The sequence below is a fragment of the Streptomyces sp. NPDC051909 genome (genome assembly GCF_040681095.1).
GTDB lineage: Bacteria > Actinomycetota > Actinomycetes > Streptomycetales > Streptomycetaceae > Streptomyces.
The window spans coordinates 184,566-200,258 of the sequence record NZ_JBFAYA010000001.1 but is presented as its reverse complement, the minus strand read 5'-3'; the positions used below and the strand labels follow the sequence as shown (position 1 = coordinate 200,258).

The 15,693-nt window shown below is 71.0% G+C and carries 15 protein-coding genes; 3 read left to right on the top strand and 12 right to left on the bottom strand.

Annotated elements, in window-relative coordinates; genetic code table 11:
* Positions 1-6: 6 nt before the first annotated feature.
* From AB0M18_RS01035 to AB0M18_RS01005, 7 genes are read right to left on the bottom strand one after another with little or no spacing between them, the layout of a single operon-like run.
* Positions 7-2,490 carry an NADH-quinone oxidoreductase subunit G gene (locus AB0M18_RS01035; protein WP_365754436.1) on the bottom strand — a complete coding sequence of 828 codons (2,484 nt, stop codon included), beginning with the start codon at positions 2,488-2,490 and terminating at the stop codon, positions 7-9.
* Positions 2,487-3,836 carry an NADH-quinone oxidoreductase subunit NuoF gene (nuoF, locus tag AB0M18_RS01030; RefSeq protein WP_365754435.1) on the bottom strand — a complete coding sequence of 450 codons (1,350 nt, stop codon included), beginning with the start codon at positions 3,834-3,836 and terminating at the stop codon, positions 2,487-2,489. The genes AB0M18_RS01035 and nuoF overlap by 4 nt, the downstream gene beginning before the upstream one ends.
* The gene (gene nuoE, locus AB0M18_RS01025) at positions 3,836-4,576 is read right to left on the bottom strand and encodes an NADH-quinone oxidoreductase subunit NuoE (RefSeq protein WP_365754433.1); all 741 of its coding nucleotides are present in this window, start codon (positions 4,574-4,576) and stop codon (positions 3,836-3,838) included. Before nuoE ends, nuoF begins: the two co-directional genes overlap by 1 nt.
* Positions 4,573-5,898: an NADH-quinone oxidoreductase subunit D gene (locus AB0M18_RS01020; protein WP_365754431.1), complete on the bottom strand. Its 1,326-nt coding sequence runs from the start codon at positions 5,896-5,898 to the stop codon at positions 4,573-4,575. The genes nuoE and AB0M18_RS01020 overlap by 4 nt, the downstream gene beginning before the upstream one ends.
* A complete protein-coding gene (locus AB0M18_RS01015) occupies positions 5,895-6,626 on the bottom strand; it encodes an NADH-quinone oxidoreductase subunit C (protein WP_365754429.1) in 732 nt (243 codons plus the stop codon). The genes AB0M18_RS01020 and AB0M18_RS01015 overlap by 4 nt, the downstream gene beginning before the upstream one ends.
* Complete coding sequence (locus tag AB0M18_RS01010) at positions 6,623-7,177, bottom strand: NADH-quinone oxidoreductase subunit B family protein (protein WP_265863904.1); 555 nt, start codon at positions 7,175-7,177, stop codon at positions 6,623-6,625. The genes AB0M18_RS01015 and AB0M18_RS01010 overlap by 4 nt, the downstream gene beginning before the upstream one ends.
* A 17-nt stretch (positions 7,178-7,194) precedes the next feature.
* Entirely contained in the window at positions 7,195-7,554 is a 360-nt protein-coding gene (locus tag AB0M18_RS01005; RefSeq protein ID WP_030494815.1) for an NADH-quinone oxidoreductase subunit A, read from the bottom strand.
* 696 nt (positions 7,555-8,250) lie between these two features.
* Between AB0M18_RS01005 and AB0M18_RS01000 the strand changes: the two genes are divergently transcribed.
* On the top strand, positions 8,251-9,078 hold the full coding sequence (locus tag AB0M18_RS01000) for a C40 family peptidase (RefSeq protein ID WP_365754427.1): 828 nt from the start codon (positions 8,251-8,253) through the stop codon (positions 9,076-9,078).
* 57 nt (positions 9,079-9,135) lie between these two features.
* Here the strand turns inward: AB0M18_RS01000 and AB0M18_RS00995 are convergent, their stop codons facing one another.
* Positions 9,136-10,071, bottom strand: a complete 936-nt coding sequence (locus AB0M18_RS00995) for a hypothetical protein (RefSeq protein ID WP_365754426.1) — start codon at positions 10,069-10,071, stop codon at positions 9,136-9,138.
* A gap of 216 nt (positions 10,072-10,287) precedes the next feature.
* On the opposite strand from AB0M18_RS00995, the gene AB0M18_RS00990 reads away from it, so the two are divergent.
* Positions 10,288-10,524 carry an AraC family transcriptional regulator gene (locus AB0M18_RS00990; RefSeq protein ID WP_365754424.1) on the top strand — a complete coding sequence of 79 codons (237 nt, stop codon included), beginning with the start codon at positions 10,288-10,290 and terminating at the stop codon, positions 10,522-10,524.
* On the opposite strand, the gene AB0M18_RS00985 is transcribed toward AB0M18_RS00990, so the two are convergent.
* The 4 genes from AB0M18_RS00985 to mqnC form a co-directional block, all read right to left on the bottom strand.
* The gene (locus AB0M18_RS00985; RefSeq protein WP_365754422.1) at positions 10,490-11,779 is read right to left on the bottom strand and encodes a geranylgeranyl reductase family protein; all 1,290 of its coding nucleotides are present in this window, start codon (positions 11,777-11,779) and stop codon (positions 10,490-10,492) included. The genes AB0M18_RS00990 and AB0M18_RS00985 overlap by 35 nt on opposite strands.
* 88 nt (positions 11,780-11,867) lie before the next feature.
* Complete coding sequence (locus tag AB0M18_RS00980) at positions 11,868-12,560, bottom strand: demethylmenaquinone methyltransferase (protein WP_365754420.1); 693 nt, start codon at positions 12,558-12,560, stop codon at positions 11,868-11,870.
* Between the two features lie 78 nt (positions 12,561-12,638).
* Positions 12,639-13,238, bottom strand: a complete 600-nt coding sequence (locus AB0M18_RS00975; protein WP_365754418.1) for a hypothetical protein — start codon at positions 13,236-13,238, stop codon at positions 12,639-12,641.
* Between the two features lie 7 nt (positions 13,239-13,245).
* Positions 13,246-14,445 carry a cyclic dehypoxanthinyl futalosine synthase gene (gene mqnC / locus AB0M18_RS00970; RefSeq protein ID WP_365754416.1) on the bottom strand — a complete coding sequence of 400 codons (1,200 nt, stop codon included), beginning with the start codon at positions 14,443-14,445 and terminating at the stop codon, positions 13,246-13,248.
* Between the two features lie 169 nt (positions 14,446-14,614).
* Here mqnC and AB0M18_RS00965 point away from each other — a divergent pair, with 169 nt between their 5' ends.
* A complete protein-coding gene (locus tag AB0M18_RS00965) occupies positions 14,615-15,691 on the top strand; it encodes an alpha/beta hydrolase-fold protein (protein WP_365754414.1) in 1,077 nt (358 codons plus the stop codon).
* The last annotated feature ends 2 nt before the right edge of the window (positions 15,692-15,693 follow it).

Genomic DNA, 15,693 nt, shown 5'->3' with positions numbered 1-15,693 from the left:
CGGTGGTCACGCCTGCACCTCCTTCGTGGTGGTGGCCGGACCGATCCGGACCAGGTCGCCGGGGCGGGCGCCGGTGTCGGCGAGGACGCCGCGGCCCGCGGAGTTCAGCGGGAGCCAGACCACCCGGTCGGGCATCTCGGTGACGGCCAGCGGGAAGGTCACCGCACCGGCCGGGCCGGTGACTTCGAGCAGGTCGCCGTCCTTGACGCCGGTGTCCTCGGCGGTCTCCGCGGAGAGCCGGGCGACGGCGGCGTGCCGGGTGCCGGCCAGCGCCTCGTCGCCCTCCTGGAGCCGGCCGAGGTCGAGGAGCAGCCGGTGTCCGGCGAGGACGGCCTCGCCGTCGCCGGGGCGGGCGGCGGCCTGGCCGGGCTCGGCCGGCTCGGTGGCCCGCTCGCCGGTCCAGCCGCCGAGCCGGTCCAGCTCGCGCCGGATCGACCGCAGGTCGGGCAGCGCCAGATGGGCGTCCATGGCGTCGGCCAGCATGTGCAGGACGCGGGCGTCGGCGGGAGCCAGGGACCTGGTCATCTGCTCGGGCTTCAGCGCCGCCTCGAAGAGGCGGGCGCGGCCCTCCCAGTTGAGGAAGGTGCCGGGCTTCTCGACGACCGCCGCGACCGGCAGGACCACGTCGGCGCGCTCGGTGACCGCGCCGGGGCGCAGCTCCAGGGAGACGACGAAGGCCGCGTCGAGTGCCTCACGCGCGCGTGCCGGGTCCGGCAGGTCGTCGACGTCGACGCCGCCGACGAGCAGTGCGGTGAGTTCGCCGGTGGCGGCGGCCTCGACGATCTGGCCGGTGTCGCGGCCGTAGCCGTGCGGGAGTTCGCGGACGCCCCAGACGTCGGCGACCTCCTCACGCGCGCGTGGATCGGTCGCGGGCCGCCCGCCGGGCAGCAGGGCGGGGATGGCACCGGCCTCGACGGCGCCGCGCTCGCCGGCCCGGCGCGGGATCCACACCAGCTTCGCGCCGGTGGCGGTGGCGGCCCGGACGGCGGCGGTGAGCGCGCCGGGCACTCCGGCGAGCCGCTCGCCGACGGCGATCACGGCGCCGTCCTCGCGCAGCGCCTCGGCGGCGGCCAGGCCGTCCGCCGAGAGGCCCACCCGGGAGGTGAGGGCGTCGAGCCACTCGGTCTCGGTGCCGGGCGCTGCCGGCAGGAGCGTGCCGCCCGCCTTCTCCAGGCCGCGGGTGGCGTGCGAGGCGACCGCGTAGGTCCGCTGGCCCTTCTTCCGCCAGGACTTGCGGAGCTTCAGGAAGATGCCGGGCGCCTCCTCCTCGGACTCCAGGCCGACCAGGAGCACCGCCGGGGCGCCCTCCAGGGACCGGTACGTGACACCGCTGCCGTCCAGGTCGCGCCCGCGCCCGGCGACGACCGAGGCCAGGAAGTCGGCCTCCTCGCCGGAGTGGACCCGGGCCCGGAAGTCGACGTCGTTGGTGTCGAGGGCGACCCGGGCGAACTTGGCGTACGCGTAGGAGTCCTCGACCGTCAGGCGGCCGCCGCTCAGGACGCCGGTGCGCCCGCGGACGAGCCCGCGCGCGGCGGCCTCCAGGGCCTCGGGCCAGGACGCCGGTTCGAGGACGCCCGCCTCGTTCCGTACCAGAGGGGTCGTGAGCCGGTCGCGCTGCTGCGCGTACCGGAACGCGAACCGCCCCTTGTCGCAGATCCACTCCTCGTTGACCTCGGGGTCCTCGGCCGCGAGCCGCCGCATGACCTTGCCGCGCCGGTGGTCGGTGCGGGTCGCGCAGCCGCCGGCGCAGTGCTCGCACACGCTCGGCGAGGACACCAGGTCGAAGGGGCGGGAGCGGAAGCGGTACGCCGCCGACGTCAGGGCCCCGACCGGGCAGATCTGGATGGTGTTGCCGGAGAAGTACGACTCGAAGGGGTCGCTGTTGCCGAGGCCGACCTGCTGGAGCGCGCCGCGCTCGATCAGCTCGATCATCGGGTCGCCGGCGACCTGCTGCGAGAAGCGGGTGCAGCGCGCGCACAGCACGCAGCGCTCGCGGTCGAGCAGCACCTGGGTGGAGAGCGGGATCGGCTTCTCGTAGGTCCGCTTCTTCCCGTCGAAGCGGGATTCGGCCTGCCCGTGCGACATGGCCTGGTTCTGCAGCGGGCACTCGCCGCCCTTGTCGCAGACCGGGCAGTCCAGCGGGTGGTTGATGAGCAGCAGCTCCATCACCCCGTGCTGGGCCTTCTCCGCGACCGGCGACGTCAGCTGCGACCTGACCACCATGCCGTCGGTGCAGGTGATGGTGCAGGAGGCCATCGGCTTGCGCTGGCCCTCGACCTCGACGATGCACTGGCGGCAGGCGCCGGCCGGGTCGAGCAGCGGGTGGTCGCAGAACCGGGGGATCTCGATGCCGAGCTGCTCGGCGGCCCGGATCACCAGGGTCCCCTTGGGGACGGAGACCTCGATGCCGTCGATCGTCAGCGTGACGAGATCCTCCGGCGGCACCGCCGCGTTCCCGCCCCCATCGGAGGCGGACGTGGTGACCGTCATGCGTTCACCTCCCGGTGCTTGTCCGCCCAGGCCGTCGACTTGGCGGGGTCGAAGGGGCAGCCCTTGCCCGTGATGTGCTGCTCGTACTCGTCGCGGAAGTACTTGAGCGACGAGAAGATCGGCGAGGCGGCGCCGTCGCCGAGGGCGCAGAAGGACTTGCCGTTGATGTTGTCGGCGATGTCGTTCAGCTTGTCGAGGTCGGACATGACGCCCTTGCCGGCCTCGATGTCGCGGAGCAACTGGACCAGCCAGTAGGTGCCTTCGCGACAGGGCGTGCACTTGCCGCAGGACTCGTGGGCGTAGAACTCGGTCCAGCGGGTGACGGCCCGGACCACGCAGGTGGTCTCGTCGAAGCACTGCAGCGCCTTGGTGCCGAGCATGGAGCCGGCGGCGCCGACGCCCTCGTAGTCGAGCGGGACGTCGAGGTGCTCCTCGGTGAACATCGGGGTGGAGGAGCCGCCCGGGGTCCAGAACTTCAGCCGGTGCCCGGGCCGCATCCCGCCGCTCATGTCGAGCAGCTGGCGCAGGGTGATGCCGAGCGGGGCCTCGTACTGGCCGGGCGAGGCGACGTGGCCGCTGAGCGAGTAGAGCGTGAAGCCCGGGGACTTCTCGCTGCCCATCGAGGTGAACCAGTCCTTGCCGCGGTTCAGGATCGCGGGAACCGAGGCGATGGATTCGACGTTGTTCACCACAGTGGGGCACGCGTACAGACCGGCGACCGCGGGGAAGGGGGGTCGCAGCCGGGGCTGGCCGCGGCGCCCTTCGAGCGAGTCGAGCAGCGCGGTCTCCTCACCGCAGATGTACGCGCCGGCGCCCGCGTGCACGGTGAGCTCGACGTCCAGGCCGCTGCCCAGGACGTTCTCGCCGAGGTAGCCCGCCGCGTACGCCTCCCGCACGGCCTCGTGCAGGCGGCGCAGTACGGGGACGACCTCGCCGCGCAGATAGATGAAGGCGTGGCTGGAGCGGATCGCGTAGCAGGCGATCACGATGCCCTCGATGAGCGCGTGCGGGTTGGCGAAGAGGAGCGGGATGTCCTTGCAGGTGCCCGGCTCGGACTCGTCGGCGTTGACGACGAGGTAGTGCGGCTTGCCGTCGCCCTGCGGGATGAACTGCCACTTCATGCCCGTGGGGAAGCCGGCGCCGCCGCGACCGCGCAGACCGGAGTCCTTGACGTACGCGATGAGGTCGTCGGGCGACATCGCGAGGGCCTTGCGCAGGCCCTCGTACCCCTCGTGCCGGCGGTAGGTCTCCAGGGTCCAGGAGTTCGGCTGGTCCCAGAAGGCCGACAGGACGGGTGAGAGCAGCTTCTCGGGGCTGCTGTTGTTGATCTCGGCCGCCAAGGTCATCACTCCCCCTCCTCACTGGCTGCCTCGCCGCGCGGGTGGACGATTCGGGTGTGCGGGGCCTCGCCCTTGGCGAGGCGCAGGCCGACCAGGGAGGCCGGTCCGGCGCCGCCGGAGGCCTCGACGGCGCCTTCGCGCTCGTCGGGGAAGCCGGCCAGGATGCGGGCGGTCTCCTTGAAGGTGCACAGGGGCGCGCCGCGGGTGGGCGAGACGGGCCGCCCGGCGATCAGGTCGTCGACGAGCCGGGTGGCGGACTCGGGCGTCTGGTTGTCGAAGAACTCCCAGTTGACCATCACGACGGGCGCGAAGTCGCAGGCCGCGTTGCACTCGATGTGTTCGAGGGTGACCTTGCCGTCCGCGGTGGTCTCGTCGTTGCCGACCCCGAGGTGCTCCTTGAGCTCCTCGAAGATGGCGTCGCCGCCCATGACCGCGCACAGGGTGTTGGTGCAGACGCCGACCTGGTAGTCGCCGGACGGCCTGCGCCGGTACATCGTGTAGAAGGTGGCGACGGCGGTGACCTCGGCCGTGGTCAGGCCGAGCAGGTCGGCGCAGAACCGCATGCCCGTACGCGTCACATGGCCCTCCTCCGACTGCACGAGGTGCAGCATCGGCAGGAGCGCGGAGCGGGAGTCGGGGTAGCGGGAGATGATCTCCTCGGCGTCCGCCTCCAGGCGGGCGTGGACGTCCGCCGGGTAGCTGGGCGCGGGGAGCTGGGGCATCCCCAGGCTGACGTTCTCGGTCATCGATCGACGCCTCCCATCACGGGGTCGATGGAGGCGACGGCGACGATGACGTCGGCTACCTGGCCGCCTTCGCACATCGCGGCCATGGCCTGGAGGTTGGTGAACGACGGGTCGCGGAAGTGGACCCGGTAGGGGCGGGTGCCGCCGTCGGAGACGACATGGACGCCGAGCTCGCCCTTGGGTGACTCGACGGCCGCGTACGCCTGCCCGGCGGGGACCCGGAAGCCCTCGGTGACCAGCTTGAAGTGGTGGATCAGGGCCTCCATGGAGGTGCCCATGATCTTCTTGATGTGGTCGAGGGAGTTGCCGAGGCCGTCGGGGCCGAGGGCCAGCTGCGCGGGCCAGGCGATCTTCTTGTCGCCGACCATGACCGGGCCCGGCTCCAGGCGGTCCAGGCACTGTTCGACGATCCGCAGCGACTGGCGCATCTCCTCCAGGCGGACGAGGAAGCGCCCGTAGGCGTCGCAGCTGTCGGCGGTGGGGACCTCGAAGTCGTAGTTCTCGTAGCCGCAGTACGGGTCGGTCTTGCGCAGGTCGTGCGGGAGGCCCGCGGAGCGCAGGATCGGCCCGGTGGCGCCGAGCGCCATGCAGCCGGTGAGGTCGAGGTAGCCGACGTCCTGCATGCGGGCCTTGAAGATGGGGTTGCCGGTGGCGAGCTTGTCGTACTCCGGCAGGTTCTTCCTCATGGTCTTCACGAACTCGCGCACGGCGTCGACGGCGCCCGGCGGGAGGTCCTGGGCGAGGCCGCCGGGGCGGATGAACGCGTGGTTCATGCGCAGGCCGGTGATCAGCTCGTACAGGTCCAGGATCATCTCGCGGTCCCGGAAGCCGTAGATCATGATCGTGGTGGCGCCGAGCTCCATGCCGCCGGTGGCGATGGCGACCAGGTGCGAGGAGAGCCGGTTGAGCTCCATCAGCATCACGCGGATGGCGCTCGCCCGGTCCGGGACCTGGTCGGTGATGCCGAGCAGCTTCTCCACGCCGAGGCAGTACGCCGTCTCGTTGTAGAACGAGGTGAGGTAGTCCATGCGCGTGACGAAGGTGGTGCCCTGCGTCCAGGTCCGGTATTCGAGGTTCTTCTCGATGCCGGTGTGGAGGTAGCCGATGCCGCAGCGGGCCTCGGTGACGGTCTCGCCGTCGATCTCCAGGATGAGCCGGAGCACACCGTGCGTGGACGGGTGCTGGGGGCCCATGTTGACGACGATGCGCTCGTCGTCGGCCTTGGCGGCGGACTGGACGAACTCGTCCCAGTCGCCGCCGGTGACGGTGTAGACGCTGCCCTCGGTCGTCTCCCGGGCGGGCGCTTCGTTCGGGGTGTTCACGAGTACGACCTCCGCTGGTCCGGAGCCGGGATCTGGGCGCCCTTGTACTCGACGGCGATGCCGCCGAGGGGGTAGTCCTTGCGCTGCGGGTGGCCCTGCCAGTCGTCCGGCATCATGATCCGGGTCAGGGCGGGGTGGCCGTCGAAGACGATGCCGAAGAAGTCGTAGGTCTCGCGCTCGTGCCAGTCGTTGGTCGGGTAGACCGTGACGAGCGACGGGATCCGCGGTTCGGCGTCCGGCGCCGAGACCTCCAGGCGGATCAGCCGGCCGTGGGTGAGCGAGCGCAGGTGGTAGACCGCGTGCAGCTCGCGGCCCTTGTCGCCGGGGTAGTGGACGCCGGAGACGCCGGTGCAGAGCTCGAAGCGCAGGGCGGGGTCGTCGCGCAGGGTGCGGGCGACCCGGACGAGGTGCTCGCGCGCGATGTGGAAGGTGAGCTCGCCCCGGTCCACCACCGTCTTCTCGATGGCGTTCTCGGGGACGAGCCCCTGCTCCTCCAGGGCGCCCTCCAGCTCGTCGGCGACCTCGTCGAACCATCCGCCGTACGGGCGGGTGGCCTCGCCGGGGAGCCGGATCGAGCGGACCAGGCCGCCGTAGCCGGAGGTGTCGCCGCCGTTGTTGGCGCCGAACATGCCGCGCTGGACGCGGACCTCCTCGCCGTGCTCCCCGCGCTGGCCCGGCAGGTTCTGCGCGCTGAGCTCCTTCTCGGGGTTCGGTGTCTCGTCGCTCACCGGAGCAGACCCTTCATCTCAATGGTCGGCAGCGCCTTGAGCGCCGCCTCCTCCGCCTCGCGGGCCGCTTCCTTCGCGTTCACGCCGAGCTTGGAGCCCTGGATCTTCTGGTGGAGCTTGAGGATCGCGTCCATCAGCATCTCGGGGCGGGGCGGACAACCGGGCAGATAGATGTCGACCGGGACAATGTGGTCCACACCCTGCACGATCGCGTAATTGTTGAACATTCCGCCCGACGAGGCACAGACGCCCATCGAGATGACCCACTTGGGGTTCGGCATCTGGTCGTAGACCTGCCGCAGGACGGGCGCCATCTTCTGGCTCACCCGGCCGGCCACGATCATCAGGTCGGCCTGGCGCGGCGAGCCGCGGAAGACCTCCATGCCGAAGCGCGCCAGGTCGTAGCGGCCGGCGCCGGTCGTCATCATCTCGATGGCGCAGCAGGCGAGGCCGAAGGTCGCGGGGAAGACGGAGGCCTTCCGGACCCAGCCCGCGGCCTGTTCGACGGTCGTCAGCAGAAAACCGCTCGGCAGCTTCTCTTCGAGTCCCATGGGTACCCCTCAGCCCCTCAGTCCCATTCCAGGCCGCCGCGCCGCCACACGTACGCGTAGGCGACGAAGACGGTGAGCACGAAGAGCAGCATCTCCACGAGCCCGAAAAGCCCCAGGGCGTCGAAGGTGACGGCCCAGGGGTAGAGGAAGACGATCTCGATGTCGAAGACGATGAAGAGCATCGCCGTCAGGTAGTACTTGATCGGGAAGCGACCGCCCCCGGCCGGCGTCGGCGTGGGCTCGATGCCGCACTCGTACGCCTCAAGTTTCGCCCTGTTGTACCTCTTTGGCCCGATAAGCGTGGCCATGACCACGGAGAAGATCGCAAACCCCGCTCCCAGGGCACCGAGCACGAGGATGGGCGCGTACGCATTCACGCTCCTCGCTCCTTCCAGTCGTCCTTGACCGTTGGACCGCACCGTCGGATCCGCGGAGTCCCACCGGGGCGCGCCATTGAAGATCGCTCCCATGTGAGGCAGTTCACAAGCCCGACGTCCGCGTATCTTAAGCCCGCCCCTCTGTGATCTGCGACACGGGGTACACCAAGGACTTTGTGATCTCCACCACCTGACGAAGGATCATGAAGTCGGATGAGCGGTGATCTTGCCACTCGAAGCGCCCAGGTGATCACCAGATGTGACATCCACACCGGAAATCGCTGGTCGGAGCGGGTGTTGCACTATCAAGCGTTGGGGGCTACAAGCAAATTGGCGATGGTACGCGTGCGAGTGGTAAAGGATCCAGCCATCGCCCGGTCGAGGGGTCACGCGGACGCGAGTGGACACGTGCACGCGTTCACGAGCGGGACCGTGACGAGAATGTGACCTGCACCACACCGTCCCGCCCGCCGGAAGAACGGGGCTTGGCCATGGACGTGAAGAGGTGGTAAGTGGCGGGCAATTCGGACCTTTCCTCGAAAACCCGTGATCAAGGCCGCATTGAGGCGTGCCCGATTTGCCCGTTACGGCGTCAATAAGGGCGCACAAGAAGCGGATTCGATGGTTCCGAACGTAACTGTGGCGCAACCCACGTTTCTTGAAGGGAACCCTGAAGCCCTGATAGCGGTTGTTCCCATGTCCCAGACCGCTCCCATACGTAGCCACCGGAAGCCCCGCCAGAGCGCCTCGAAGCTCGCGCTCCGGGCCGGAGTTGCCGGTGGCGTCCTCAGCACCATCGCGGTGGCCGGTGCCGCCGGCCCTGCGAACGCCGAGCCGCTGACCGAGAAGACCCTCGAGATGCCCACCCTGGGCTCCCTCGACGCCGACCTCGCCAGCGCCGTCTCCGCCTCCGCCGAGGCGAGCCAGCAGGAGGCCCTGGACCAGAGCCTCGCGGCCCAGGAGAAGGCCGCCCTCGAGAAGGCCGCCAAGGACGCCAAGAAGGCGAAGGCGGAGGCCGACCGCAAGGCCGAGGCGGAGAAGGCCGAGAAGGCCCGCGCCGAGGCCCGGGAGCGCGCCTCCCGCACCGCGGCCCGCACCACCCTCTCGGCGAAGTCCTCGTCCTCCGCGGACGCCGTGGGCGGCTCCTCCAGCAGCTCGCAGGTCGCCACCGGCTCCGCCGCCGCGATCGTGGCCTTCGCCAGGGCCCAGGTCGGCGACGCGTACGTGATGGGCGGCACCGGCCCCAACTCCTGGGACTGCTCCGGCCTCGTCCAGGCCGCCTACCGCCAGGCCGGCATCGACCTGCCGCGCGTCTCCGGCTCCCAGTCGAGCATGGGCACCTCCGTCTCCCTGAGCAACCTCCAGCCGGGCGACGTCCTCTACTGGGGCTCGCGCAGCGGCTCGTACCACGTCGCGATCTACGTCGGCGGCGGCAAGTACGTCGGCGCACAGAACCCGTCGACCGGTGTCGTCGAGCGCTCCCTGGACTGGGACATGCCGTCGGGCGCCGTGCGGATCCTTTGATCCCACCCACACCCATGGCGAAGGGCCGTCACTCCTCGGGGGAGCGACGGCCCTGCGTCACGACCGGGGCCGTTCCGGCAGCGGCCAGGGCGCGTGACCGCTGAGATCGGCGGCCGGCCCCACCTCGTGGAACTCCAGGCCGAGATAGATGCGGCCCGCCCACTCCTCCGGCGTCTGGTGACCGATGTAGTCCAGATCGCCGACCTCGGACTCGTCCGTGAGATCCCAGTCCGCGAAATAGTCGAAGACCCGGATGCGGGCCTCCTCCTCCGACACCCCGAACCGGCCGGCCAGCGCCGCGACGATGTGGCGCACGGTGTCCGCGCCCCGCTCGGTCACCGGGACGGGGAAGTCGGTCATCATCTCGCCGATGTGGTGCCCGCGGGCCCGCAGCTCGGCCCGGAGCCGGTCCGCGTGACGCCGGGCGAAGGCGTCGCCGCGCGCCCACAGCGCCTCGGCGTCCGGCTCCCGGCCGCTCTCCCGCGCCGCGGCGAGCTCCGCGAGGTCCCGGGCCCGGTGCGCGCGCTCCTCGGCGGCCTGCTCCGGTCCCGCGAGCCGCTCGGCGAGGGCGCACGCCTCGGCGAAACGCTCCTCGTCGGCCGGGTCGGCGATGACGTCGTAGACCGCACGGGCCAGCGCCCGCTGCCCGTCGACGGACACCTCGGGGCGGCGGGCGGCCTCCGGCAGCTCGGTCACGCCCCGCAGCATCCAGCGGGTGAGCCCGATGTCGAAGGCGCTGACCGGACCCTCCGGGCCATAACCCTGCCGCAGCAGGATCTCGGCCGTACCGCGCGCCCGGGTCAGACAGTTGCGCACCGGACCGAACCACGGCGTCGCCACGACAGGCTCCAGGAGGGAGCAGTAGCGGACGACCAAGAGCGCCGCCGCCCGGACCCGGTCCCCCTGCGCCCCTTTGGGGAAGCCGGCCGGTTCCAGGCGCTCGGGGCCGTCCTCCGGCTGGTCGTCCTCGTCGTCTGTCATGCGGTCGTACACGGGTCTTCCGGGTCCTTCGGTCGGGTGCGGGCCGGTGATCGGAAGCAGATCACAGGCCAAGGGGGTTAGGGGGTTACGGGGGTTACTTCCGGAAGGCCTCGATGATCCGGGCGTACGAGTCCGCGCCGTGCTCGGCCACCGGGCGCGGCGGTCGCGGGCGCGCTCGCGCGCCGGCTGGTCGTCCCGGCACAACGGGCGGGCGACCGGCCGCAGTTCGTGGCGGCGCTGCTTCCGGCGGACGAGGCGGACCCGCTCGGGCCGGCCCTGGAGTGGGCGGTGGCGCACCTGCGCGAGCCGCTGACCGTGGACAAGCCGGCGCGCCGGGCCCGGATGAGCGCGCGCACCTTCCACCGCCACTTCACCCGGGCGGTCGGGGTGTCCCCGACCGCCTACCGGGCCCGCTTCCCCGGGGCGGCACTCACGCCTTCGGGGCCACCTTCGACAGGCCGTTGATGATGCGGTCCATGGCGTCGCCGCCCGTCGGGTCGGTGAGGTTGGCCAGCATCTTCAGGGTGAACTTCATGAGCAGCGGGTGGGTCAGTCCGCGCTGCGTCGCGATCTTCATGATCTTCGGGTTGCCGATGAGCTTCACGAAGGCGCGGCCGAGCGTGTAGTAGCCGCCGTAGGTGTCCTTGAGGATCTGCGGGTAGTTCCGCAGGGCCAGTTCGCGCTGGGCGGGGGTGGCGCGGGCGTGCGCCTGGACGATGACGTCGGCCGCGATCTGGCCGGATTCCATCGCGTAGGCGATGCCCTCGCCGTTGAACGGGTTGACCAGGCCGCCGGCGTCGCCGACGAGCAGCAGGCCCTTGGTGTAGTGCGGCTGCCGGTTGAAGGCCATCGGCAGGGCCGCGCCGCGGATCGGGGTGGTCATGTTGTCCGGCGTGAAGCCCCAGTCCTCCGGCATGGACGCGCACCAGGCCTTGAGGACCTCGCGCCAGTCCAGCTCGCGGAAGGCCTTGGAGGAGTCGAGGATGCCGAGGCCGACGTTGGACGTGCCGTCGCCCATGCCGAAGATCCAGCCGTAGCCGGGGAGCAGGCGGTCCTGCGGGCCGCGCCGGTCCCACAGCTCCAGCCAGGACTCCAGGTAGTCGTCCTGGTGCCGCGGGGTCGTGAAGTACGTGCGGACGGCGACGCCCATCGGCCGGTCCTCGCGCCGGTGCAGACCCATCGCGAGCGACAGGCGGGTCGAGTTGCCGTCGGCGGCGACGACGAGCGGCGCGTGGAAGGTGACCTCGCGCTTCTCCTCGCCGAGCTTGGCGTGCACGCCGGTGATCCGCCCGGTGCGGTCGTCGGTGATCGGCGCGCCGACGTTGCAGCGCTCGTACAGCCGGGCGCCCGCCTTCTGCGCCTGCCGGGCCAGCATCTCGTCGAAGTCGTCGCGCTTGCGGACGAGTCCGTAGTCCGGGTAGGAGGCGAGATCCGGCCAGTCCAGCTGCAGCCGCACGCCGCCGCCGATGATCCGCAGGCCCCTGTTGCGGAGCCAGCCGGCCTCCTCGGAGATGTCGATGCCCATCGACACCAGCTGCTTGGTGGCCCGCGGGGTGAGTCCGTCGCCGCAGACCTTCTCGCGCGGGAACGCGGTCTTCTCCAGGAGCAGGACGTCGAGCCCCGCCTTGGCCAGGTAGTACGCGGTGGTCGAGCCGGCCGGGCCGGCCCCGACGACGATCACGTCCGCGCTGTGCTCGGAGAGGGGCTGCTGCTCGGTCACGGCGGGGTCTCCCGAGGGGGTCGAGGGTCGAGGGTCGAGGAAGGGGCGGGGGAAGTCTATGGGTGGGGCCTTGCGGCCGGTCCGGGACCTACGCCTTGAAGCCGCGGTGCATCGCGACGATGCCGCCCGTCAGGTTCCGCCAGGCCACCCGCTCCCAGCCCGCCTTCTGCATCATGGCCGCGAGGACCGGCTGGTCGGGCCAGGACTGGATGGACTCGGCGAGGTACACGTACGCGTCGGGGTTGGACGACACGGCGCGGGCGATCGGCGGCAACGCGCGCATCAGGTACTCCTCGTACACCGTGCGGAACGGGCCCCAGGTGGCGTGCGAGAACTCGCAGATGACGACCCGGCCGCCGGGCTTCGTCACCCGGTACAGCTCGCGCAGCGCCTGGTCGGTGTCCTGGATGTTGCGCAGGCCGAAGGAGATGGTGACGGCGTCGAAGACGTCGTCCTTGAAGGGCAGCTTCGTGCCGTCGCCCGCCGTGAACGGCATCCACGGGTGGTTCTTCTTGCCGACCCGCAGCATGCCGAGCGAGAAGTCGCAGGGCACGACGTACGCCCCGGCGCGCGCGAAGGGCTGCGAGGAGGTGGCGGTGCCGGCGGCCAGGTCCAGGATCTTCTGCGCGGGCCGCGCGTCGACCGCCTTGGCGACCTCCTTGCGCCAGCGCCGGTCCTGGCCGAGCGACAGCACGTCGTTGGTGAGGTCGTAGTTCGCGGCGACGTCGTCGAACATCGAGGCGACTTCGTGCGGCTGCTTGTCCAGGGTTGCGCGGGTCACTGGTGTTCGCCTCACCTTGTGTCGTACGGCGGGATGACGTTACGCCCGCATTGTCGCAGGGCGGGTCTACGGAGCCGGTCAGCGGGCCCGGTACACCAGCCGCCCGCCGATGACCGTCGCCACGCACGTGGCCGGGCCCCGCCGGACCAGGTCCGCGCGGTCTGCCACGTCGAAGACGGCGAAGCGCGCCGGGCCGCCCGCCGCCAGGGCGGGCAGCAGGACGAGCGGCTTCGGCCACAGGGACGGCGGGCCCGGCAGGTTCGGCGGGCGCTGTCCGACCGCGAGGCCGGCCCGGCGCACCGCGTCCTGCGCGGCACGGGCGCGCAGTTCGCCGCCGATGGCGACGGTGCCGTGCGCGAGGAGACGCTGCACCCCGCGCCGGGCGCTGGCGCCGAGCCGCACCGGGTCGGTGCGCAGGATCTCCCGCCCCCGCTCCCCGGTGACCGGCTCCGTGCCGTACGTGTCGGCCTCGCGCGGATCGGGGTGGTAGGTGTGTTCGAGCAGCTCGGGACCGTACGGGTTGAGCAGCCCGGGCGTCAGGATGCCGGGCCAGCGGCGCAGCCGCGCGTCCTCGTGCGCGGCGGCCAGCTCCTCGTACGGGCCGACGGCCGCGATCCGCGACCCGTCCACCAGGAGCGCGGTCTCGGGCGAGGCGTCGGCGGCGTGCAGGGTGAGCATCCGGGCCTCAGTTGGCGTCGAGGAGCTTCAGCTCGGGGTGCGCCGTCCCGCCCTCGATCGCGATCGAGGAGATGTGCGAGACCACCCGCTCGTCGACCGGGTCGTTCGCCGGGTCCTCGTGGACGACCAGGTGCTCGTACGTCGTCGAGCGCTGCGCCGGCACCCGGCCCGCCTTGCGGATCAGGTCGATGATCTCCAGGCGGTTGGAGCGGTGCTTGGCGCCGGCCGAGGAGACCACGTTCTCCTCCAGCATGATCGAGCCGAGGTCGTCCGCGCCGTAGTGCAGCGACAGCTGGCCGACCTCCTTGCCGGTGGTGAGCCAGGAGCCCTGGATGTGCGCCACGTTGTCGAGGAAGAGGCGGGCGATCGCGATCATCCGCAGGTACTCGAAGAGGGTGGCCTGCGTCCGCCCCTTCAGGTGGTTGTTCTCCGGCTGGTACGTGTAGGGGATGAAGGCCCGGAAGCCGCCCGTCCGGTCCTGCACGTCACGGATCATCCGCAGGTGCTCGATGCGCTCGGCGTTGGTCTCGCCGGTGCCCATCAGCATGGTGGAGGTCGACTCGACGCCCAGGCCGTGGGCGATCTCCATGATCTCCAGCCAGCGCTCGCCGCTCTCCTTCAGCGGGGCGATGGCCTTGCGGGGCCGCTCCGGGAGCAGTTCGGCGCCCGCGCCCGCGAAGGAGTCCAGACCGGCCCGGTGGATCCGGGTGATGGCCTCCTCCACGGAGACCTTGGAGATCCGGGCCATGTGCTCGACCTCGGACGCGCCGAGGGAGTGGATGACCAGCTCCGGGAACTCCTTCTTGATGGCCGAGAAGTGCTCCTCGTAGTACTCCACGCCGTAGTCGGGGTGGTGGCCGCCCTGGAACATGATCTGGGTGCCGCCGAGTTCCACGGTCTCCGCGCAGCGGCGCAGGATGTCGTCGAGGTCGCGGGTCCAGCCCTTCTTGGTGTCCTTCGGGGCCGCGTAGAAGGCACAGAACTTGCACGCCGTCACACAGACGTTCGTGTAGTTGATGTTGCGCTCGATGATGTACGTCGCGATGTGCTCGGTCCCCGCGTAGCGCCGGCGGCGCACCGCGTCGGCGGCGGCGCCCAGCGCGTGCAGCGGCGCCGAGCGGTACAGGTCGAGCGCCTCCTCGGGGGTGATCCGGCCACCCGCGGCGGCGCGGTCGAGAACGGACTGCAGATCGGCCTTCTCGGTCACCGGGTGTGTCCCTTTCGGAGGGGTGCGGACGCGTGCTTCTCGGACCCGGCCAGCCTACGCCAGGGCCCTCCGGCGGATTCGTGGCGGTCCCGAGCCAACCGAACCGCCGCCGCGGCACTCTCCCTCTCCGGAATCCTCCGTATCGCCCGAATCGCACCCGGAGCACGTCATGACACGCCGTCGCCGCCCGACCAGGACCCTCGCGGCCCTCGTCGCCCTCGGCTCCACCCTCGCCCTGGTCGCCGGCTGCGCCTCGTCCGACGAGGGCGGTGACCCGTTCTCGTTCGACACGCCCCGGGGCGGCCGTCACCCGCAGCAGGCCTCACAGCAGCAGCACGGCAGGGACACGCCGACGGTGCCCGAGACCGTCTTCCCCACCGGCCCGAAGGCCTCCTTCACGGTGCAGCGCGAACTCGACGACGGCACCAGGATCGGGGTGACCGAGCTCCGGGGCGGAAAGTCGGGATTCACCGGTCGCGTGTGGGTGTGGGCACCCAAACAGTATTTCGACCCGGCCTACGCGGAGACCGGCTTCCCGGTGCTCATCGCCCTGCCCGGCGGAAGGGGCTACCCGACGAATTACTGGGCGCGCGAGGACATCGACTTCCCCGGACACATCAGCCGATGGGTCGACGAGGGAAAGGGCCTTCCGTTCATCGTCGTGATGCCCGTACTCAACCCGGACGCCAAGTTCTACTACGACGGAAGCGATATTCCGGGCCATCCGAAAATGGGCAGCTGGCTGACCGAGGACGTGCCGGATTTCGTCCGGGCGAATTTCCGCACCTTCACGTCCCGGGACGGCTGGGCCTTCATGGGCTCGTCCTCGGGTGGCTTCGTCGGCCTCAAGTCGGTGCTGCAGAGGCCGGACCGGTTCAAGGCCGTGATCGCCTCCGGCCCCGACCTCGTGCCCGACTCGCCGCTGTGGAAGGGGCACGAGAAGGAGCGGCAGGCGAACAACCCCGAGCGGCTGGCCGCCGCCCTCGGCCGGAAGCGCGACACGCCCGGCAACCAGGTCTTCCTCGCCTTCCAGGTCGGCACCAAGGAAGTGGGGCTCAAGAAGAAGGTGCAGGCCTTCATGCGCGACTACACCAAGGGCCCGGTCAAGACCCGGCTCCAGGTCGTCCAGGACGGCGAGCACAACCCGGACTCGTACATGCGGGGCATGGACGAGGGCAGCATGGCGTGGCTGAGCGCCCATCTGCAGGGTCCGGTGCCGGTGCAGACACCGGACTCCACGTCGTAACC

Excerpts from the sequence above, each read along its gene's own strand:
- AB0M18_RS00975 (WP_365754418.1), bottom strand. The coding sequence starts at position 13,238 with ATGCTCACCCTGCACGCCGCCGACGCCTCGCCCGAGACCGCGCTCCTG.
- AB0M18_RS01035 (WP_365754436.1), bottom strand. The coding sequence starts at position 2,490 with ATGACGGTCACCACGTCCGCCTCCGATGGGGGCGGGAACGCGGCGGTG.
- nuoF (WP_365754435.1), bottom strand. The coding sequence starts at position 3,836 with ATGACCTTGGCGGCCGAGATCAACAACAGCAGCCCCGAGAAGCTGCTC.
- AB0M18_RS00965 (WP_365754414.1), top strand. The coding sequence starts at position 14,615 with ATGACACGCCGTCGCCGCCCGACCAGGACCCTCGCGGCCCTCGTCGCC.
- nuoE (WP_365754433.1), bottom strand. The coding sequence starts at position 4,576 with ATGACCGAGAACGTCAGCCTGGGGATGCCCCAGCTCCCCGCGCCCAGC.
- AB0M18_RS01000 (WP_365754427.1), top strand. The coding sequence starts at position 8,251 with ATGTCCCAGACCGCTCCCATACGTAGCCACCGGAAGCCCCGCCAGAGC.
- AB0M18_RS01010 (WP_265863904.1), bottom strand. The coding sequence starts at position 7,177 with ATGGGACTCGAAGAGAAGCTGCCGAGCGGTTTTCTGCTGACGACCGTC.